This is a genomic window from Streptomyces sp. NPDC001732 (genome assembly GCF_053596315.1).
On sequence record NZ_JBSFFY010000087.1, the window covers coordinates 1 to 19,911 of the forward strand.

At 72.7% G+C, this 19,911-nt stretch carries 15 protein-coding genes; 8 read left to right on the forward strand and 7 right to left on the reverse strand.

Annotated features, from left to right (window positions below):
* Positions 1-186 precede the first annotated feature (186 nt).
* Both ACWCXX_RS37055 and ACWCXX_RS37060 read right to left on the reverse strand, forming a co-directional pair.
* Positions 187-810, reverse strand: coding sequence for a TetR/AcrR family transcriptional regulator (locus ACWCXX_RS37055; protein WP_451135114.1), 624 nt, complete (start codon positions 808-810; stop codon positions 187-189).
* A gap of 209 nt (positions 811-1,019) precedes the next feature.
* Positions 1,020-3,035 (reverse strand): oxidoreductase, encoded by a 2,016-nt coding sequence (locus ACWCXX_RS37060; RefSeq protein ID WP_451135116.1) that lies wholly within the window; start codon positions 3,033-3,035, stop codon positions 1,020-1,022.
* A 233-nt stretch (positions 3,036-3,268) separates the two neighbouring features.
* On the opposite strand from ACWCXX_RS37060, the gene ACWCXX_RS37065 reads away from it, so the two are divergent.
* Positions 3,269-3,796, forward strand: a complete 528-nt coding sequence (locus tag ACWCXX_RS37065; RefSeq protein WP_451135118.1) for a DoxX family protein — start codon at positions 3,269-3,271, stop codon at positions 3,794-3,796.
* Positions 3,797-4,069: 273 nt separating this feature from the next.
* On the opposite strand, the gene ACWCXX_RS37070 is transcribed toward ACWCXX_RS37065, so the two are convergent.
* From ACWCXX_RS37070 to ACWCXX_RS37085, 4 genes are all read right to left on the reverse strand, one after another.
* Positions 4,070-5,713 carry an FAD-dependent oxidoreductase gene (locus tag ACWCXX_RS37070; RefSeq protein WP_451135120.1) on the reverse strand — a complete coding sequence of 548 codons (1,644 nt, stop codon included), beginning with the start codon at positions 5,711-5,713 and terminating at the stop codon, positions 4,070-4,072.
* A gap of 28 nt (positions 5,714-5,741) precedes the next feature.
* A complete protein-coding gene (locus ACWCXX_RS37075; protein WP_451135122.1) occupies positions 5,742-6,656 on the reverse strand; it encodes an AurF N-oxygenase family protein in 915 nt (304 codons plus the stop codon).
* A gap of 321 nt (positions 6,657-6,977) precedes the next feature.
* Positions 6,978-7,724, reverse strand: coding sequence for an SDR family oxidoreductase (locus ACWCXX_RS37080; protein WP_451135124.1), 747 nt, complete (start codon positions 7,722-7,724; stop codon positions 6,978-6,980).
* Between the two features lie 110 nt (positions 7,725-7,834).
* Positions 7,835-8,731, reverse strand: coding sequence for an RNA polymerase sigma-70 factor (locus ACWCXX_RS37085; protein WP_451135126.1), 897 nt, complete (start codon positions 8,729-8,731; stop codon positions 7,835-7,837).
* A gap of 753 nt (positions 8,732-9,484) precedes the next feature.
* On the opposite strand from ACWCXX_RS37085, the gene ACWCXX_RS37090 reads away from it, so the two are divergent.
* From ACWCXX_RS37090 to ACWCXX_RS37120, 7 genes are all read left to right on the forward strand, one after another.
* Positions 9,485-10,162, forward strand: coding sequence for an urease subunit gamma (locus ACWCXX_RS37090; RefSeq protein ID WP_451135128.1), 678 nt, complete (start codon positions 9,485-9,487; stop codon positions 10,160-10,162).
* A complete protein-coding gene (ureC, locus tag ACWCXX_RS37095; RefSeq protein ID WP_451135130.1) occupies positions 10,149-12,191 on the forward strand; it encodes an urease subunit alpha in 2,043 nt (680 codons plus the stop codon). The genes ACWCXX_RS37090 and ureC overlap by 14 nt, the downstream gene beginning before the upstream one ends.
* A 93-nt stretch (positions 12,192-12,284) precedes the next feature.
* A complete protein-coding gene (locus tag ACWCXX_RS37100; protein ID WP_451135132.1) occupies positions 12,285-12,959 on the forward strand; it encodes an urease accessory protein UreF in 675 nt (224 codons plus the stop codon).
* Between the two features lie 138 nt (positions 12,960-13,097).
* A complete protein-coding gene (gene ureG, locus ACWCXX_RS37105) occupies positions 13,098-13,811 on the forward strand; it encodes an urease accessory protein UreG (RefSeq protein WP_451135134.1) in 714 nt (237 codons plus the stop codon).
* 60 nt (positions 13,812-13,871) lie between these two features.
* Positions 13,872-14,696 (forward strand): urease accessory protein UreD, encoded by an 825-nt coding sequence (locus ACWCXX_RS37110; protein ID WP_451135136.1) that lies wholly within the window; start codon positions 13,872-13,874, stop codon positions 14,694-14,696.
* Positions 14,697-14,830: 134 nt separating this feature from the next.
* A complete protein-coding gene (locus ACWCXX_RS37115) occupies positions 14,831-18,907 on the forward strand; it encodes a Pls/PosA family non-ribosomal peptide synthetase (RefSeq protein ID WP_451135138.1) in 4,077 nt (1,358 codons plus the stop codon).
* Complete coding sequence (locus ACWCXX_RS37120; RefSeq protein WP_451135140.1) at positions 18,904-19,590, forward strand: BPL-N domain-containing protein; 687 nt, start codon at positions 18,904-18,906, stop codon at positions 19,588-19,590. Before ACWCXX_RS37115 ends, ACWCXX_RS37120 begins: the two co-directional genes overlap by 4 nt.
* A gap of 17 nt (positions 19,591-19,607) precedes the next feature.
* Here the strand turns inward: ACWCXX_RS37120 and ACWCXX_RS37125 are convergent, their stop codons facing one another.
* Entirely contained in the window at positions 19,608-19,814 is a 207-nt protein-coding gene (locus tag ACWCXX_RS37125; RefSeq protein WP_451135142.1) for a hypothetical protein, read from the reverse strand.
* Positions 19,815-19,911: the final 97 nt, after the last annotated feature.

Consider the following 19,911-nt stretch of genomic DNA (forward strand, 5'->3'; position numbering starts at 1 on the left):
GGTAGGGGGGGGGGGGGGGCGGGGGGGGGGGGGGCGCGGGGGGGGGGGGGGGGGGCGCGGGGGGGGGGGGGGTGGGCCCCGCGGCCCCCCCCGCCCCCGCCCGGACGGTGCGCCGCCCCCGTCCCCACGGTGCGGCGCCGGCGGGCCGCCGTCATCCGCTCGGACGACGGCCCGCGTCTGCGGGGCCTACGGCGCGGCCGCGCCCAGCCCGAGTGCGGGAAGGATCGCGCTCTCCACGAAACGGACGAGGTACGCCTCGTCCGTGTACTTCCCCTCCAGCAGCGGCCGGGCGCGCACCACGCCCAGCAACTGCGCGGAGACGAACTCCGCCGCGGGGATGTCCACCGGGATCTCGCCGCGTTCCGCGCCCCGCCGGACCATGGCGTCGATCGCCGAGACCTCGGGTGCGATCAGCGCCTCGCGCAGCGCGCTCAGCAGTTCGGGGCTCTGCAGCGCGGCATGGCTCAGCGCGTGCATCAGCGGGGTGTCCCGCCCCGAACCCGCGCCGATCACCCGCGCCGCCTCGCGCAGATCGCCCGCGAGCGTGCCGGTGTCGATGCGCGGGAGCAGGGCCCGCCGGGTGCTGTGCAGCGCGGCCACGACCAGTTCGGGCTTGGAGCCCCACTGCCGGTAGAGCGTGGACTTGCCGCAGCGGGTCCGCGCGGCGACCCCCTCCATGGTCAGCGCCTCGTAACCGGACTCCCTCAGCATGTCGAGCACCGCCGTGTAGAACTCCTGCGCCCGCTCCGGGGTGATCTTCGAGCGGCGCGTGGTGGGGGCCGGTCCCGGGGTGGCTTCCTGCGGCGACATGCGTGTTCCCTCTCGGCGAATCTGCGACGAGGTCGTCCGGGACGCCAGTGTACCGATACGCAAGCGTACCGATACGAAAACGTATCGGTACACTGTCGTATCGATAGGAGTGTGGCCCGAACCGTGCCGCCGCACCACCGCTTCGTCAGCGAAGGAACACCGGGCGAGGTGTGCCGGCGGGCCGGGCCCGCCGGGGCGCCCCGCCCGCCTCAGAGCGAAGCCGCCAGCTCCGTGCCCCGGCGGATCGCCCGCTTGGCGTCGAGTTCGGCCGCCACGTCGGCGCCGCCGATCAGATGCGCTGGCCGACCCGCTGCGCGCAGCTGCTCGTACAGCTCGCGGTTCGGCTCCTGGCCCGCGCAGATCACGACCGTGTCGACCGGCAGGAGGTGCTGCTGGCCGTCGACCGTGAGGTGCAGCCCCTCGTCGTCGATCCGGTCGTACGTGGCGCCCGCGACCGTCGTGACCCCGCGGTGCCGCAGTTCGGTGCGGTGGATCCAGCCGGTCGTCCTTCCCAGCCCCGCGCCGACCTTGCCGGCCCTGCGCTGGAGCAGATGGACGGTACGGGGTGCCTTCGGGCGCTCCGGGGTGCGGAGCCCGCCCCGCTCGCGGTAGTCGGTGTCCACGCCCCACTGCCGGAAGAACACCTCGGGGTCGAGGCTCGCCGAGTCGCCCGAGTCGGTCAGGAACTCGGCGACGTCGAAGCCGATGCCGCCCGCCCCGATGATCGCGACCCGCTCGCCGACCGGCGCCCCGTCGCGCAGGACATCGAGGTAGCCGACCACGCTGGGGTGGTCCAGGCCCGGTATCGCGGGGGAGCGGGGCGTGACGCCGGTGGCGAGGACGATCTCGTCGAAGCCGTCGAGCGCGTCGGCCGTGACCCGCGTACCGAGCCTCAGCTCGACCTTCTCCTCCCGCAGCCGGGTGCGGAAGTGGCGCAGCGTCTCGTCGAACTCCTCCTTGCCCGGGATCCTGCGCGCCACGTTCAGCTGGCCGCCGATCTCCTCGGCCGCGTCGAAGAGCGTCACCTCGTGCCCGCGCCCGGCGGCCGAGACGGCGCACGCGAGGCCGGCGGGTCCGGCGCCCACGACCGCCACCCGCTTCACGGTGCGGGTGGGCGACAGGACGAGTTCGGTCTCGTGGCAGGCGCGCGGGTTGACCAGACAGGAGGTGACCTTGCCGCTGAAGATGTGGTCCAGGCAGGCCTGGTTGCAGCCGATGCAGGTGTTGATCGCGTCGGCGCGGCCCTCGGCGGCCTTGGCGACGAAGTCGGGGTCGGCGAGGAACGGCCGGGCCATCGAGACCATGTCCGCCCGGCCCGAGGCGAGGATCTCCTCGGCGACCTCGGGAGTGTTGATGCGGTTGCTCGTCACCAGGGGCACGGAGACGGCGCCGCGCACCTTCTCCGTGACCCAGGTGTAGGCGCCGCGCGGCACCGAGGTGGCGATGGTGGGGATACGGGCCTCGTGCCAGCCGATCCCCGTGTTGATGATGGTCGCACCGGCCGCCTCGACCTCGCGGGCCAGGTGCACGACCTCCTCCAGCGAGGAGCCGCCGGGCACCAGGTCCAGCATCGACAGCCGGTAGATCAGGATGAAGTCGTCGCCGACCCGCTCGCGGACCCGGCGCACGATCTCGACGGGGAACCGGATGCGGTTCTCGTACGAGCCGCCCCAGCGGTCGGTGCGGTGATTGGTGGCGGAGGCGATGAACTCGTTGATCAGGTAGCCCTCGGAGCCCATGATCTCGACGCCGTCGTACCCGGCCCGCTGTGCGAGCCGGGCCGCCCGGACGAAGTCCTCGACGGTCTCCTCGACCTCGTCGTCCGTGAGCGCGTGCGGGGTGAAGGCGCTGATCGGTGCCTGGATCGCGCTCGGTGCGACCAGGTCCGGGTGGTGCGCGTACCTGCCGAAGTGCAGGATCTGCATGGCGATCCGGCCGCCCGCCCGGTGGACGGCCTCGGTGACCAGGGCGTGCTGTTCGGCCTCCGCCTCGGTGGTCATCTTCGCCCCGCCGGGCAGCGAACAGGCGCGGGCGTTCGGGGCGATGCCGCCGGTGACCATCAGACCGACGCCGCCCCGGGCGCGTTCCGCGTAGAAGGCGGCCATCCGTTCGAAGCCGCGCTCGGCCTCCTCCAGACCGATGTGCATCGACCCCATCAGCACCCGGTTGGGGAGGGTGGTGAACCCGAGGTCGAGCGGGCTCAGCAGATTCGGGTACGGGCTCATGCGGTGCTCCTCGCGCAGTGTCGTTCCGCCAGTTGTAGACCACCGAAATCCCCTTGTGCAACAAGTTGCATAATGAGATGCCTCGCAGTGCCGCGAACCGGGCCGTCCCCCGAACGGCGTAACAGCAGGGCGCCTCGGCACCGCGCGCGCCGGAGAGTGGAACAGCGACATCCGCCCGGCAGGGGACGAATGACGCGACACGACCACCCGCCCCGGACCTCTGTGGAGACACCATGGCCTGCCTCAACAGGCGTGACCTCGGCCTGCTCGTCCTGCGCGTCGGCACCGGCGCGGTACTGGCCGCGCACGGCACCCAGAAGCTGGCCGGCTGGTTCGGCGGCGGAGGGATCGAAGGGACCACCGCCGCGATGGAGGCGATGGGCTTCCATCCGCCGAAGCACAGCGCGGTCGCTGCCGGGCTCGGCGAGGCGGGCGGCGGGGCGCTGCTGGCCCTCGGCCTCGCCACCCCGGCGGCCGGAGCGGCCGCGGCCGGGGCGATGGCGGGCGCCGTGGCCGTCCACGCCCCCGCCGGATTCTTCGCGCAGGGCGGGGGTTACGAGTACCCGGCGTTCCTCGGCTTCACCGCCGCGGCGATCGGCCTGACCGGGCCGGGCCGGTACTCCGTCGACCACGCCACCCGGCACGTCTTCGACCGGCCGTGGACGGTCGCGCTGGCCTTCGTGGGCAGTGCGGTCGCGGCGGCGGCCGTGGTCGGCAGGCGCGCCAGGGGCCGTGTCGAGCTCGACCCCGACACGACCTGACGGTCGCCCGGTACGGCCCGAAGGTCCTCGCACGGCCCGCCGGGGCGGGCGCGGACCGCAGGGGATGGGCGGCGCCCCCGCGGCTTTTGGCGGCGGCCCGGCCGTACGGAGTTCCGGCGGCGGGGCAGGGACCACCGGGCCACCTGACGGCGGGGCAGGGGCCCGGGGGTGCTCAGGGACCGGGCGGCACCGGAGGGAGGGAGCCGCCCGGCCCCGGACGCGCCGTGCGCGGAAGGCCGGCGACACGACCGGGGAACGTACCCGGCTCCGGTCCTACGGCTTCCGGCGGCTGCCCCTCGCCGCCGCCACCAGCTCCGGCACCGTGCCGAACTTGACCCGCGGGCGTCCGCCTTCGCGGCCCCGTGCGAGTTCGGCCCGGTCGATGGCGGCCAGCCCCTTGGCGTCGACGACATGACGGCTGCGGCTCCGCGCCAGGCGCGCGAACGCCTTGGGGGCGGGGGCCGGAGCGGTCAGTGCGCCCGCGACGGCATCGGCCAGGAGCGTGCCGACCGTCTCCGCCGCGCAGGCGCGGTTGGCCCCGATCCCGCCCGAGGGCCCGCGCTTGATCCAGCCGACGACGTACGTTCCGGACCGCCCCGTCACCCGCCCGCCCTCGTGCGGCACGGTGCCGGTCGTCTCGTCGAAGGGCAGCCCCGTCACCGGCACGCCGCGGTAGCCGACCGCCCGCAGCAGCACCCCGGCCGGGATGTCCGATTCGCCCGCGCCACCCGTCACGCGCACGCCCCGCACGGCGTCGTCGCCGAGCACCCGGACGGGCGCGGAGTGGAACCGGAACACGATGCGCCGCCCCGGCGCCGGGACGTGCGACCAGTCCACCGCTTCGCGCGCGACGTCCCGCAGCAGCGCGGCCTTCGTGCCCGCCGCCGCGCCGTCGACGGCCGCGCCGGTCCGCGGATCGTGGTCGTCCACGACCAGCTCCACACCCGGCAGGTGCCGCAGCGCGAGCAACTCGGACGCGCTGTACGCCGCGTGCTCGGGGCCGCGCCTCCCCAGCAGCACCACCTCGCGCACCTTCGAGGCGCGCAGGGCGGCGAGGGCGTGATCGGCGATGTCCGTGCCGGCCAGGGCCGCCGGGTCCGTGACGAGGATGCGGGCCACGTCGAGCGCGACATTGCCGTTGCCGGCCACGACCACCCGTTCCGAGGACAGGTCGACGGCGTCCGGTGCGACCTCGGGGTGGGCGTTGTACCAGGCCACGAACGCGGTCGCCGAGATGCTGCCCGGCAATTCCTCGCCCGGGACGCCGATACGGCGGTCGGTGGAGGCGCCGACGGCGTAGATCACCGCGTCGTGGTGGGCGGCGAGCTCCTCCGCCGTGATGTCCTTGCCTATCTCGACCCCCAGATGCATCCGCACCCGGGGATGGGCGTGGAAGCGCGCGAAGGTGTCGCCCACCTTCCTGGTCGCCGGGTGGTCGGGCGCCACGCCGTACCGGACGAGTCCGCCGGCCACCGGCAGCCGGTCGACCAGGGTCACCTCGGCGGTGGTGTGCAGCAGCAGGTCCTCCGCGGCGTACATGCCCGCCGGTCCCGTACCGACGACCGCGACCCGGATCGGAGCGAAGTCGGCCGGCAGGCTGCGCTCGAACGAAGGCGCGTCCCAGTGGTGGAAGTTGGGTCCCGTGTCGCCCGGTGCGGGCTCCCGGCCGGCGAAGTACGCCGCGTTGATCGCGGCGTACTCCTCCTGGCCCCGGGGCAGGCCGTCCACCGGGAAGATCGCGTCGACCGGACAGGCGTCGGCGCAGGCGCCGCAGTCGATGCAGGCCGCCGGGTCGACGTACAGCATCTCCGTGCTCCCGAACTCCCGCTCCTGCGGCGTCGGATGGATGCAGTTGACGGGGCACACGGCGACGCAGGTGGCGTCGCTGCAGCAGGTCTGGGTGATGGCGTAGGTCATCTCGTCAGCTCGGGTCGCTCGGCTCGGATCAGATCAGGTTGGCGCGCTGGTAGAGGGCCAGCGCGGGCCCGGTGAGGAGACGGGCCGAGGCCAGGAACTCCATCAGGCCCGAACAGCTGGACCGCATGAGGGACTTGTGGTGCTCGTTCGCCCCGGCCTCGGCGAGCGCGCGCCGGGTGTCGAGCCCGGCGTTCGCGTAGACCTCCCGGCTCACCATGCTGGTGACGATGAAGTAGGATGCGACCGCGATCACGAACGCGTTGATCTGCCGGCGCACGGGGCCCGCGCTCCGCAGCCGCCTGCGGGTCTCGTCGCGCGCGAACTTCATGTGCCGGGACTCCTCCACGACATGGATGTTGTTGATGGTGCGTACGAACGGCGCGACCCGCTCGTCCCGCATCCAGTCGCGCTGCATGACGTCGAGCACTTCCTCGGCCACCAGGATCGCGGCGTACGCCGCCTCGCCGAACGCGAGCGTCTTGAACGCCCGGCCGAGCTCGACCACCGCACGGCGCGGCCGGTACGCGGGAGCGCCCAGCTTCGCGGCGCCGCGGGCGAACATGATGGAGTGCCGGCACTCGTCGGCTATCTCGGTGAGGGCCCACTGGAACCGCGGATCGGTCGCGTCCCTCGTGTAGATGTCGCGCAGCACCATCTGCTGCAGGATCATCTCGAACCAGATGCCGGTGCTGGCCACCGAAGCGGCCTCCTGCCGCGTCAGTTCCTTGCGCTGCGCCTCGGTCATCTCGTTCCAGTACGCCGTGCCGTAGAGCGTGCTCCACTCGGGGCTGGCGCCGTAGAAGTCCTTGTCCAGCGGGGTGTCCCAGTCCACCTCGGTGGCCGGGTCGTACGAAAGCTTCGCCGACGATTCGAGCAGGCGTCGCGCGACGTCGTGCTCGTCGAGCCGGTCCCGGTCCTCCGGCCGAACGGTGCTGCTTGCCATGATGCGGCTCCTTGAATCGACAGATCGCCCCGACGCCGACCGTCGCGGCCCCGTCCGGTGCCCGCCCGACGGGATCCGGGGCCGCCCGGCGCCTCCCTCGCAGCTTGTTAGACGTCACGTCTAGCAAGCTGTTAGACGGAACGTATAACAAGAGTGTCGTGTGGGCCTACCCCCTGTGCGGAATCCGCTCCATCTCTCCCCCTCCCGACCCCGTACCGCCCATGGTCCGCGGGCCGGGAACGCCCGTGCTCCGACGGCGTGGGGTACGCGACGGTATGCCGGAAACGGGGGTGGCCCCGACGCCGGGGCCACCCCGGCGGTTCACCGCTGCTGTGCGAGCCAGTCGGTGAAGCGGGCCCCGGCGATGTGCGCGTCCGGGCCCGGGAGCAGCGTGGACTCCTGCAACCGGGCGCCGAAGTAAGGGGCGTGCGCATCGGTGACGACCTCGCGCGGGTCGTCCAGGGCGGCGAGGGTCTCGCGGAGGAGCTCGTCCAGCCGGAACGCTTCGGGGCCGGCCACCTCCACCACCCCGTTGACGGGGGCGCCGACAGCCGCACGGCTCACGGCGGCGGCCACGTCGTCGGAGTGGACGGGCTGAATCCTGACGGGCGCCAGACGGACGGTGTCGCCGTCGGTCGCCGAGGCCGCGATGCCCTTCATGAACTCGAAGAACTGCGTGGCGTGGACGATGGAGTACGGCATTCCGGAGTTCTTGATCAGCTTCTCCTGCGCCTGCTTGGCACGGAAGTAGCCGCTCTCCTGGAGCCGCTCCGTGCCGACCACGGAGAGCGCCACGTGGTGGGTCGCGCCGGCGTCCGCCTCCGCCTTCAGGAGGTGGGCGGTCGAGGTCCGGAAGAACTCCATGACGGCGTCGTCCTCGAACGAGGGGGAGTTGGAGACGTCGACCACGACCGAGGCCCCCTCCAGGACCTCGGCCAGACCTTCGCCCGTCAGTGTGTCGACGCCGGTGCCGGGGGCGGCCGGCACCGCCTCGTGGCCCTGCTCGCCGAGCCGGGCCACCACCTTCGAACCGATGAGTCCGGTGCCGCCGATCACTACGACCTTCATGAGGGGATCCTCTCGGGGTGGGTTTCATCACTCACCGGGGATGACAGGACGGCGACGGCATCCGTGACAGGAGCCCGGAGAATCCCGGACGCTTTTCCGCAGGCGGGTGATCAGCCGTCCAGGGACGCCACGTAGGGCGACAGCTTGGCCGGGTTCATCACCCACATGATCCGGTCGATGCCTTCCGCGGACACGTCGACGGACAGCAGGGCCACGGCGTTCCCGCCGGACGAGACGAGCACGGCCGCCCGTCCGTTGGCCTCCACCCACCGGACGTCCGCCTGCGGCCAGAAGCGCGGCGCGAAGGCGGCGAGGTACCTGGAGACGTGCGGACGTCCGACGACCGGGATCTTCGAGGCCCCGCGTATCCCGCCGCCGTCGGAGCAGCTGACGACGTCCGAGGCGAGCACGTCCTCCAGCACCGCCAGATCACCCGTCCGCGCCGCGGAGAGGAACACCTCCAGCAGACGCCGGTGGGCGGCCGGGCTGACGCGCTCCCTGCGCTCGGCGGTCAGGTGCTTGCGCGCCCGGCTCACCAGCTGACGGGCGTTGACCTCACTCGTCTCCAGGATCTCGGCGACCCGCCCGTACGGGTAGTCGAAGGCCTCCCGCAGGACGTAGGCGGCGCGTTCCACGGGGTTGAGCTTCTCCAGGACGAGGAGGACCGCCAGTTCCAGGGCCTCGGCCCGCTCCGCCCCCAACTGCGGGTCCGGGGCGGTGTCGACCGGTTCGGGAAGCCACGGGCCGACGTACGACTCCCGCCGCATCCGCGCGGACCGGGCGAGGTTGATGGCCAGGCGTGTGGTGATCGTGGTCAGGTAGGCCGTGGGTTCGAGGAGGTCCGTGCGGTCCGCCTTCTGCCACCGCAGCCACGCCTCCTGCACGATGTCCTCGGCTTCGACGGTGCTGCCGAGCATGCGGTACGCGATGCCGAAGAGCCGCGGACGTGCTGCGAGGAAGTCCTGTGTGGCCCGGTCCAGGGAGTCGGCGTCGACGCCAGCATGCATGGTGGGATCCCTTCCGGCCTCGTCGCCCGCCATGCTACAAGCGGCCGGGGCGGGTGCGTCCGAGGCGGGCCGGGCCCGTGTCACCGGGTCAGTGCCGGAGCACCCGTCACGGCGCTCGCCGGGCCCGCCCCGCCCCGCTCCGCCGGGAAAGTGTCGCGGTACCGCGCCACTGCCCGGACCGGCCCCGTTCGTCGCCCTCCTCGGCCCGGCTCGGTGCGGTCCGTCGGACCGCACCCGTCAACCGGGCGTACGAAAGACGGAGTTGACCGAAACATGTCCGGCACTGTCGTCACGCGCGATGCTCCGGCTTTCTCCCGTGGGCGACGGTTGCCAACCGGCCACTGCCGGCTCCGGGCGCCTGCGCGGCATGCCGGTTTCTGATCGGTTACCGGCAGAGAAGAAGCGGTATGCGATCACCGCGAAGGGGCGGCTCCTGTCCGGCCATGAACGCGCCCCCGGGCCGAGGACCCGCCGTTCCTGCACAGAAACGTTCACGGAGTGCGCCCCCTGACGAAGCCGGACCCGGTCGGCCGGGAACCGACGATTCACGGGACGAAACCTCGATCGCCTCCCCCTCGCCGACATGTTCGTCCCGCCGCCCGTACGGAGTGAAAGCGGAAATTCCACATCGACGCTCCGGCCCGGATCAGGACGATCTGCTGTGGCGTGGCGGGACCGGGACCTCCGGCTCTGCCGCGCCCGGCGCGCTCGCGCCGTCGACGGACGTTGGTCCCCGAAGCCGAGAAGAGCACCATGCATTTCACCCCCCATGAACAGGAGCGCCTGTTGGTCCACGTGGCAGCCGGCGTGGCACGACAGCGCAGAGAACAGGGAATCAAGCTGAACTACCCGGAGGCGATGGCACTGCTCACCGCCTACGTCTACGACCAGGCGCGGCTCGGCCGGAGCGTCGGCGAGATCATGGACTCGGGGCGCGGGGTCCTGACCCGGGACGACGTCATGGACGGCGTTCCGGAGATGATCGACAACGTCCAGGTCGAGACGACGTTCCCGGACGGAACGAAGCTGGTGACGATCCACGACCCGTTCGACGAACCGCGCGGGGACATCCGACTCCACCCGGGAAAGGTCGACTTCGTCGACGAATCGGTGCCTTTGAACCCGGGGCTGGACGTCACCGAGATCGAGGTGCACAACCCGGGCGACCGGCCGGTGCAGGTCGGGTCGCACTACCACTTCTACGAGGTCAACAAGGGGCTGCGGTTCGACCGGAAACAGGCCTACGGCAAGCGGCTCAACGTCGCGGCCGGCACCTCCGAACGGTTCGAGCCGGGGGACCGCCGCACGGTGGAACTGGTGCGCATCGAGGGCGAACGGAAGGTGCTGGGGCTGCGGGGACTGGTCGGCGGGACACTGCTGGACCAGGCCCCGGACGACTCCGACGACGAGGGAGCCGATGACCGTGGCTGAGCGGAAGAGCACCAGGACGACCCGGCGCGAGGACTACGTAGACCTGTTCGGCCCGACAACCGGGGACGAGATCCGGCTGGCGGACACCGCGCTGAGCATCAAGGTCACCGACGACTGGTCGGGCGGTCTCGGCAAGGACCTGGCCGACCCCCCGCCGGACCCCGCACCCGAGGAGGGCGACCGCGGGGACGGGGAGGAGGGCCGGAGCAAGGTCAGCCCGCTGGTGAGCAGGAGCGGGCACGAGATGGTCTTCGGCGGCGGCAAGGTGATCCGCGAGTCGATGGGCCAGTCGGCGACACCGCGCGACCGCGGAGAGGACGACGAGGGCGGAGAGGGCGGAGGGGGCGGCGAGTGCGGCCCTCCGGACACGGTGATCACCGGTGTGGTGGTCCTGGACCACTGGGGCGTGGTCAAGGCGGACGTCGCGATCCGGGACGGGATGATCACCGCCCTCGGCAAGGCGTACAACCCGGAGACCATGGACAAGATCCACGAGGGCCGGACGGACGGGCCGACGGACTTCGTGGTCGGTCCGGAGACCGAGGTGATCTCGGGGAAAGGCCGCATCCTGACCGCGGGCGGGGTGGACACCCATGTCCACTTCGTCTGCCCGGAGCAGGTCGGCGAAGCCCTCGCGGCAGGGGTGACGACGCTGATCGGGGGCGGCACCGGACCGGCCGAGGGGTCCACCGCGACCACGGTCAGTCCGGGCAAGTGGCACGTCGAGCGCCTCTTCAAGGCACTCGACGGGTTCCCGGTGAACATCGGACTGCTGGGCAAGGGCAACACCGTGTCCCGGGAGTCGATGCTCGACCAGGTGCGGGCCGGTGTGATCGGCCTCAAGGTCCACGAGGACTGGGGCGCCACCCCGGAGGTCATCGACACCTGCCTGAAGGTGTGCGAGGGCAGGAACAGCCCGGAGGACGACGGCCGGACGGACGACCTCGTCAGCAACAACGTTCAACTCGCTCTGCACGCCGACTCGTTGAACGAGGCAGGCTTCGTGGAGAGCACCAGGGCCGCGTTCGACGGCCGCCCCCTGCACATCTTCCACATCGAGGGTGCCGGTGGCGGCCACGCCCCCGACATGATCACCCTGTGCGGGGAGGAGAACGTCCTGCCCGCGTCCACCAACCCGACGCGCCCCCTGACGGTCAACACCGTCAAGGAACACATCGACATGATGATGGTCTGTCACCATCTCAATCCGGAGCTGGAGACCGACCGGGCCTTCGCCGACTCCCGGGTGCGCCCCTCGACGATGGCGGCCGAGGACCTGCTGCACGACATGGGCGCCATCTCGATCATGTCGTCCGACGCGCAGGCCATGGGCCGCATCGGCGAGATGATCATGCGCACCTGGCAGACCGCCCATGTGATGAAGACCCGCTACGGCCAACTGCGCGAAGGCACCGCCGCGGAGCAGGAACGGCAACGGCACGAGGCGGACAACTTCCGTGTCCGCCGCTACGTCGCCAAGTACACGATCAACCCGGCCGTCGCCCATGGGGCGGACGACCTGATCGGCTCCGTCGAGCCCGGCAAACTGGCGGACCTGGTGCTGTGGGAACCGAAGTTCTTCGGTGTGAAACCGCACCTCGTCCTCAAGGGCGGACAGATCACGTACGCGCAGGTCGGTGACGCCAACGCGTCCATCCCGACACCGCAGCCCGTCCTGCCCCGCCCGATGTGGGGTGCGACGGGAAAGGCGCCGGGCGCCAACTCGGTGAACTTCGTCAGCCCGCAGGCCACGGTCACCTCGCAGGACCTCGGCATCCACAAGGCGCTGTACGAGATCAAGGACACCCGCAAGGTGTTCAAACGCCACATGGTCCTCAACGACGCCACCCCCGACATCCGGGTCGACCCGAACACCTACGAGGTGTTCATCGAGGACGTCTGCATCACCGAACTGCGGCGGCAGAAGGAGGAACAGGCACGAGGCGACGAGGCGCTCTGCCCCCGGCGGCCCGCCCCCACCCACTACGCATCGGAACTCCCCCTGGCCCAGCGCTACTTCATCCTCTGACCGTGCGGTGGACGACGGGGCGGACGGCCGGGCAGGCCGGACGCCGCCCGCTCCGTCGTCCGCCACGCCCCCGAAAGGCATGGCCACCCGTCCATGAGCCGTACCGCTCTCCTCGTCCTCGCCGACGGCCGTTTCCCGGCAGGAGACCATGCGCATTCGGGCGGCGTCGAGGCCGCCGTCACCGCCCGCGCCGTCCATGATCCCGCCACCCTCCACGCGTTCTGCCGCGGCCGTCTGCACACCGCGGGACTCACCGCCGCCGCACTGGCGGCCGCGGCCGCCCACGGCCACGACCCGCTCGCGCTGGACGAGGCCGCCGACGCCCGCACCCCCTCACCCGCACTGCGCGCCACCGCCCGCAAGCTGGGCCGGCAGCTGCTGCGCGCGGCCCGCGCGGCCTGGCCGTGCGAGGAGCTGCAACGGCTCGCACGCGACCTGCCGGGCGGCGCCCACCAGCCCGTGGTGCTCGGCATCGCCGCCCGCGCGGCCGGGCTCACCTCCTCGGACGCCGCACACGCCGCGGCCTTCGGCACCGTCGCGGGGCCCGCCACCGCGGCCGTGCGCCTGCTCGGCCTCGACCCGTTCGACGCCACCGCGGTCCTGGCCCGGCTCTGCGAGGACGCCGACACCGTGGCCCGCCGGGCCGTCGACGCCGCCGCCCGCGTCGCCGACGAGGGAGTCGGCGTCCTGCCCGCCGCGTCCGCGCCCCTGCTCGACATCACCGCCGAACAGCACGCCGGCCGGCCGATGCGCCTCTTCGCCTCCTGACGCCGGACCCGGCCCCTCCGCCCGTCCGGAGCCCGGTTTTTCCACCCCTCGGAAGCCCGGTTCTTCCACCCCTCGGAAACCCGACTCCTCCGCCCACCCGAAACCCGACCTCTCCACGCACCCGAAGGAGCTCACCCCATGCATCTCGACCACGCACCGCACGGCCCCGCCGCCGTGAGCGCCGACGCCACCCGTCCCGACGGCACCCACCGCGCCCTCAGGATCGGTCTCGGCGGGCCGGTCGGCTCCGGCAAGACCGCCACCGTCGCCGCCCTCTGCCGCACCCTGCGCGACCGGTACTCGCTCGCCGTCGTCACCAACGACATCTACACCCGCGAGGACGCCGAATTCCTGCTCCGCGAAGCCGTTCTGCCGCCCGAGCGGATCGCCGCCGTGGAGACCGGAGCCTGCCCGCACACCGCCATCCGCGACGACATCTCCGCCAACCTGGAGGCGGTGGAAGAGTTCGAGGACCGCCTCGGCCCCCTGGACCTGGTCCTGGTCGAATCCGGCGGCGACAACCTCACCGCCACCTTCTCCAAGGGACTCGTCGACGCGCAGATCTTCGTCATCGACGTCTCCAGCGGCGACGACATCCCGCGCAAGGGCGGCCCCGGCATCACCACCTCCGACCTCCTCGTCGTCAACAAGACCGACCTCGCCCCGTACGTCGGCGCCGACCTCGAATCCATGGCCCTCGACGCGGCCCGGCAGCGCGGCGACCTGCCCGCCGTCTTCACCTCCCTCACCGGTGACGACGGCATCCGACCCGTCGCCGACTGGGTGCTGGAACGCCTCACCGCCTGGGGCCACGGGACCGCCCGGCCCGAACCCGCCGCCACCGCGCACTGATCCCGTCACGACCCGGCAGAAGAACTGATCCCGCCACGACCCGGCAGAAAAGCAGAGGACATGAGCACGCTCGCCGAAGACCTCACGCCCCTCCCCGCGGCCCTCCCGGACGCGTCCGGCGTCGTGGCGACCGCCCGGGTGCGGGCCGCCCACAACGGCCGCACCACCACCCTCCCGCTGCTCAGCGGCGACGGCCCCTTCCACCTCCAGAGGCTCCGCCCCCGGGACGGCCTGGCCCGTGTCGACGTCATCGGCGCCATGAGCGGCCCCCTCGGCGGCGACCGGCTCGCCTTCCACGCCGACATCGGCCCGCGCGCCCGCCTCCAGGTCACCGCAGCGGCCTCCACCATCGCGCTGCGCGGCCCCACCGACGACGCCGCCACCTACGACATCCGTCTGACCGTCGGCGACGAGGCCGTACTGCACTGGCTGCCGCAGCCCCTGATCAGCGCCGCCGGAAGCAACCTCCGTCAGACCTGCACCGTCGATCTCTCCACCACCGCCCGCCTCGTCCTGCGGGACGAACAAGTCCTCGGCCGTACCGGCGAGACCAGCGGCGCCCTGACCACCCGCCTCACCGTGCGCCGCGCCGGCCGCCCCCTCCTCGACCAGCACACCTCCTACGGCGCCCCCCATCCCGGCTGGGACGGGCCGGCCGTCGTGGGCCCGCACCGCGCCTGCGGCCAACTCCTCGTCGTCGACCCGTCCTTCACCCCGGCCGCCCTCCCACCGGTCCTCCTCGGCGCCCCCGACACCCCGGCCCACGGCGTGCTGGCCCCACTGGCCGGCCCGGCCCTCCTCGCCACCGCGGTGGCCGACACCGCCAGCCGACTGCGCCACCTCCTCGATGACGCGCTGCGACGGGCACGTGCCGCAGGGCGCTGATCGCACGGTCGGCGGACGCGGACAGCCGGCAGGGCTGCGGATTCGCTTCTCAGGCTCCTCTCAGCGCAGGCCACCCAGGCTGGAGAGGTGACCGGGGACGACCGAGCACTTCGTGCACCGGAAGGAGGGGACCCATGGCCCCCCGTACCGTCGCTCTTCCCGCCGGACCGGCCCGGGGCCGCCTCCTCCCGAAGACCGAGGACACCACCGGCGGACTGCACCGCTTCTTCGAGGAGGCCCGCGACCGCACACCGTCGGCCGTCGCCCTCGAATGCGGCTCGCACCGGTTGACCTACGCCGACCTCGACGCCCTGGCCGGTCGAGCCGCCCAGCGGCTGCGCCGTACCGGCATCGGTCCCGGCGGGCGAGTGGCTCTGCTGCTGCCCCGGTCCGTGGACATGTACGTGTACCTGCTGGGTGTCTGCAAGACGGGGGCGGCATTCGTACCGATCGACCCCGCGGCGCCACCCGACCGGGTGGCCTTCATCCTGGGGGACGCGGGTGCCACCGCGGTGCTGACCACCTCCGCCCTCGTGGCCGACGCCCCCTGGGCGGGGCAGGGCCGGGCATGCCGGGTGATCGAGACCGACGCATGCGCCGGAGAACCGCCCCCGGCGCCGTCGCGTCCGCCCGCAGGGGGAGGGGGAGGGGCCGGGAACACGGACGATCCGCTCGCCTACATCATGTACACCTCGGGATCCAGCGGCCGGCCCAAAGGGGTGGAGATCGCCCGGTCCAGCATCTGCAACTTCCTGCGCGTCGTGTCCCCGGTCTACGGAGTCCGGCCGCAGGACCGGGTGTACCAGGGCATGACCATCTCGTTCGACTTCTCCATCGAGGAGATCTGGCCCACCTGGGCGGCGGGCGCCACGCTCGTCGCGGGGCCGGAAGGCCCGGGACGGCTCGGCGACGAACTCGCCGACTTTCTCGAGGAGCGGGACGTGACCATGCTCTACTGCGTACCGACGCTGCTGGCGACGATCCCGCGCGACCTCCCGAGGATCCGCAGCGTCGTCGTGGGCGGTGAGGCGTGCCCCGCCTCGCTCGTCCAGCGGTGGAGCAGACCGGGACGGCGCATCCTCAACACGTACGGGCCGACCGAGGCCACCGTCACGGCGACCTGGCAGGAACTCCTGCCCGGACGGGCGGTGACCATCGGCCGCCCCCTGCCGACGTACTCGGTGGTGCTCCTCGACGAGCGGCGCCGCCAGGTGCCGCACGGCGCCGTCGGCGAGATCTGCCTGGGCGGCCCCGGGCTCGCCCGGGGCTACGTGGGCCGGCCGGACCTGACCGCCGACCGCTTCGTCGAGCACCCCCTGGCGCCCGGCGGCGGCCGTCTCTACCGCACCGGAGACCTCGGCAGGACGACCGACGAAGGAGAGATCGAGTATCTCGGCCGGGCCGACGCCGAGGTCAAGATCCGCGGCTACCGGGTGTCGCTGGACGAGATCGACAACGTGCTGCTGGAGGACCCCGGAGTGGCCCAGGCGGGCACCGGACTCGTGGCCCCGGGCCACGGGCACGACGGCGACCGCGTTCTCGCGGCCTACGTCGTGCGCGCCAAGGACGGCGCGGTTCCCGACGACGTCCTCGTCACCCGGCTGTACGAGCGCCTGCGCCGCTCGCTGCCCGCATACATGGTGCCCTCGTCACTGGACTTCCTCGACCGGCTGCCGGTCATGCCGAGCGGCAAGACCGATCGTGCGCGGCTGCCCGCACCGACCGGCCGCCGGTTCCCCGGCACCGGTCGTGTGGCGCCGGTCCGCGGTGAACCGGAGACGAAGGTGCGCGACGCCTGGGCGCAGGTGCTCGGCATCGCCCCCCGGGAACTGTCGGCGGAGGCCGACTTCTTCACCGACCTCGGCGGCCACTCCCTGCTCGCCGCCCGCGCCGTCTCGCTGTTGCGCGACCGGGACGGCGGGACGGGCCCCACCCTGCGCGACCTGTACGAGAACCCGACCGTGCGGGCGTTCGCGGCGCGTCTGGACGCCGCCGCGGAGACACCTCGCCCGCCGGAGCAGCCCCGCCCGGCACCCCTGCGGCACGGCCGCGCGCGGATCGCGCGCGTCGGCCTGGCCCAGGCGGCGGCCTTCTACGGGCTGCTCCTCCTGCTGACGGGACCGGTGGCCATCCCCTACGCCCTGGACCACGGCCAGACGTCGAGCTGGGGAATCGTGAAGCCCACGGCCGCCGTGCTGGCCGGGTACGCCGCCGTACGCTGGCTCGTTCCCCTCGCCCTCGCGAGACCGCTGGCGGCGGGCATCCGGCCCGGCCGGTACCCCTTGTGGGGAGCGACCTATCTTCGCCTGTGGGTGCTGGACGTGCTGCTGCAGGGCATCAGCCCCGTGCGGATGCTCAGCGGGTCCCCACTGATGGGCCCCTACCTGAGGCTCCTCGGCGCACGCATCGGCCCCTGCACCACCATCGCCACCGGCTTCGTCGGCCTGCCCACGCTGCTCGCCGTCGACCGCGACGCCACGGTCGGCTACAACGCCACGATCCGCCCCTGGCAGGTCGTCGACGGCTGGGTCACGGTCGCCCCGATCACCATCGGCGAACGGGCGTACGTCGGCGCCAACGCGGTCCTCGAACCCGGTGCGTGCCTGGGCCCCCGGTCCGCACTCGGCGAGCAGTCCGTGGCAGGCCCGGACGAGGCGCTCCCCGCCGGGGCGCGCCGCGCCGGATCGCCCGCACGCCGGGTCGAGGCGCTCTCCCCGCTCGTCGAGTCGATGCTGCGGAGCCGGGCCGGGACGGACCGCTGGCGGCCGCAACAGCTGGCCGCCGCCCTGCTCGGCCTGACCCTGCTGGAAGTGGCCGTGATCACCATGCCGCTGCCGAGCTTCGCCCTGGTCTGGTGGGCCTGGCTGCACGGCGGCACGACCGCCGGTCTGGCCGCCACCGCGCTGTCCGGCCCGGTCTTCGTGGTCACGGTGTGCCTGGTCGTCGCCCTCGGCAAGCGGGCAGTCCTGCCGAGGACACCCCCGGGGATCCACCCGGCGCGCTCGGCACTCGGCGTACGCAAGTGGATCGCCGACAAGCTGCTGGAGCACAGCCTGCTCCTCACCAACTCGCTCTACGCCACGCTCTACACGGTGCCGTGGCTGCGGCTGCTCGGCGCCCGCATCGGCCGACGCGCCGAAGTCTCCACCGCGGCGCACATAGACCCGGACCTGCTCACCCTCGAAGACGGCAGTTTCGTCGCCGACATGGCCGGCATCGGCATCGCCACCTTCGCGGCCGACCGCATGGCGTTCTGGCCCACCGAGGTCGGCGGACGCGCGTTCGTCGGCAATGCGGCGCTCGTCCCCGCCGGAACGAGGCTCGGTCCGGGCGCCCTGGTCGGAGTGGGCACGGTGCCGCCCCCGGAGCGGGTGCCCGCCGACAGCACCTGGCTGGGCTCGCCCGCCCTGCGACTGCCGGTACGCCAGGCCAGTGGACCGTACCCCGAGGAGCTGACGTTCCGGCCCACCCGCAGGGCCGTGCTCGGCCGCCTGGCCATCGAGTTCTTCCGCGTCACCATGCCCGCCTCGGTGCTCGCCACCAGCGCCTTCCTGTACCTGCTGGCCCTGACCGGTACTGCCCGCAGTACCGGACCCCAGGTCTCGCTGCTCGTGTCGCCGCTCCTCGCCATGGGCGCGGTGCTGGCCGTCATCGGGTACTGCGCGCTGGCCAAGTGGGTGGTCGCCGGAAGGTACCGGCCGCGCGTCGAGCCGCTGTGGAGCCTGTTCGTGCGCCGCACGGAATTCGTCACCGGACTCTTCGAGGCGGCCGCGGTCCCGGCAGGCGTGGTTTTCCTGGTGGGGACGCCGTTCCTGCCGCCGGTTCTCCGACTGTTCGGCGCCCGGGTCGGCCGGCGCACCTGGCTCGGCACCACGTTCCTCACCGAGTTCGACCTGGTGGAGGTGGGCGACGACGCCGCGATCGGCATGCAGGTCTCACTGCAGACCCACCTGTTCGAGGACCGCGTGATGAAGATGTCGACGGTGACCGTCGGCCCCGGCGCGAGCATCGGCCCGCGGACGATCGTGCTCTACGACACGGTGGTGGGCGCAGACGTCCGGCTCGGCGCACTGTCCCTGGTCATGAAGGGCGAACGGCTGGCACCGGGAACGAGCTGGCACGGGCTCCCCGCCGAAGGACTCACCGCCCCGGCCACCGCACGGAGCACGGGGCCGGCAGTCGGCGAAGGACGCGCGGTGAGGCAGCCGTGACACGGGACGACACCACCATCCGGGGGCACCGCCCCCTCGCCCTCGTCTACCGGGGGCCGGCCTCGCTGCCCGGCTGCCCCGAGGCGGTCGCCGCACTCCTGGCCTCCGGACCGTGGGATCTCGACGTCCGCTTCACCGGCCCGCACGAGGCCCTCCAACTGTCGGCCGACTCCCTGTCCCACGCCCTGCTGTACGCCCAGCCCGGCGGCGGCACCCTCTCCCGGGCCTACCGGAAACTGCGGCGGCAGCGCCGGGCCGTCCGCGACTTCGTCCACGGCGGCGGGCGCTACCTGGGATTCTGCCTCGGCGGCTTCCTCGCCGGGGCCACCCCGGGTTTCGGCCTCCTCCCCGGCGACACCGACCAGTACATCTCCTCCCCGGGGGCCACCGTCCACGAAGAGGACAACACCCTGGTCCAGGTGGTCTGGCGGGGCCGTCCACGCACCGTGTTCTTCCAGGACGGCCCCTGCTTCCTCCTCGACGAGCACGCCGACGCCCAGATCCTCGCCACCTACGACAACGGCGCCAACGCGGTCCTCGTGACCGGATTCGGCAGGGGCCGGGTGGCGGTCACCGGGCCGCACCCGGAAGCCACGGACGACTGGTACACCGACCACGGCCTGCCGGTCCACCACACCCGGGACCTGGCCCTGGACCTGGTGGAGACGGTGATGCGGGAGTGACCCGGTCGTCCCTGCCGTCAGCCGAACGGCCGCTCGGCGACACGCGACATGCGTGCCAGGCGGTTCCGTTCGTCCAGGTCGGTCTCACGCCGTCCCTCGGGCCGCCCGCCGACCCGCCGTCCCTCGGTTGCCCGCCGGTCACGGTCCTCGTCGTGCCGCCTGCGTTCCCGGGGATCCCGTTCCCCGGTGCCACGGGCCCGGAGCTCGTCTCGGAGGTTCTTCATCATCGTTCACCTCGTACGTCTCTCCTGTTCGACGCCTCCAGCCTCCGGCCGGGGCACTGAGAGGAGGCTGAGAACCGGCCCGGTTCTCAGCCTCCTC

Excerpts from the sequence above, each read along its gene's own strand:
- ACWCXX_RS37055 (WP_451135114.1), bottom strand. The coding sequence starts at position 810 with ATGTCGCCGCAGGAAGCCACCCCGGGACCGGCCCCCACCACGCGCCGC.
- ACWCXX_RS37060 (WP_451135116.1), bottom strand. The coding sequence starts at position 3,035 with ATGAGCCCGTACCCGAATCTGCTGAGCCCGCTCGACCTCGGGTTCACC.
- ACWCXX_RS37065 (WP_451135118.1), top strand. The coding sequence starts at position 3,269 with ATGGCCTGCCTCAACAGGCGTGACCTCGGCCTGCTCGTCCTGCGCGTC.
- ACWCXX_RS37070 (WP_451135120.1), bottom strand. The coding sequence starts at position 5,713 with ATGACCTACGCCATCACCCAGACCTGCTGCAGCGACGCCACCTGCGTC.
- ACWCXX_RS37075 (WP_451135122.1), bottom strand. The coding sequence starts at position 6,656 with ATGGCAAGCAGCACCGTTCGGCCGGAGGACCGGGACCGGCTCGACGAG.
- ACWCXX_RS37080 (WP_451135124.1), bottom strand. The coding sequence starts at position 7,724 with ATGAAGGTCGTAGTGATCGGCGGCACCGGACTCATCGGTTCGAAGGTG.
- ACWCXX_RS37085 (WP_451135126.1), bottom strand. The coding sequence starts at position 8,731 with ATGCATGCTGGCGTCGACGCCGACTCCCTGGACCGGGCCACACAGGAC.
- ACWCXX_RS37090 (WP_451135128.1), top strand. The coding sequence starts at position 9,485 with ATGCATTTCACCCCCCATGAACAGGAGCGCCTGTTGGTCCACGTGGCA.
- ureC (WP_451135130.1), top strand. The coding sequence starts at position 10,149 with ATGACCGTGGCTGAGCGGAAGAGCACCAGGACGACCCGGCGCGAGGAC.
- ACWCXX_RS37100 (WP_451135132.1), top strand. The coding sequence starts at position 12,285 with ATGAGCCGTACCGCTCTCCTCGTCCTCGCCGACGGCCGTTTCCCGGCA.
- ureG (WP_451135134.1), top strand. The coding sequence starts at position 13,098 with ATGCATCTCGACCACGCACCGCACGGCCCCGCCGCCGTGAGCGCCGAC.
- ACWCXX_RS37110 (WP_451135136.1), top strand. The coding sequence starts at position 13,872 with ATGAGCACGCTCGCCGAAGACCTCACGCCCCTCCCCGCGGCCCTCCCG.
- ACWCXX_RS37115 (WP_451135138.1), top strand. The coding sequence starts at position 14,831 with ATGGCCCCCCGTACCGTCGCTCTTCCCGCCGGACCGGCCCGGGGCCGC.
- ACWCXX_RS37125 (WP_451135142.1), bottom strand. The coding sequence starts at position 19,814 with ATGAAGAACCTCCGAGACGAGCTCCGGGCCCGTGGCACCGGGGAACGG.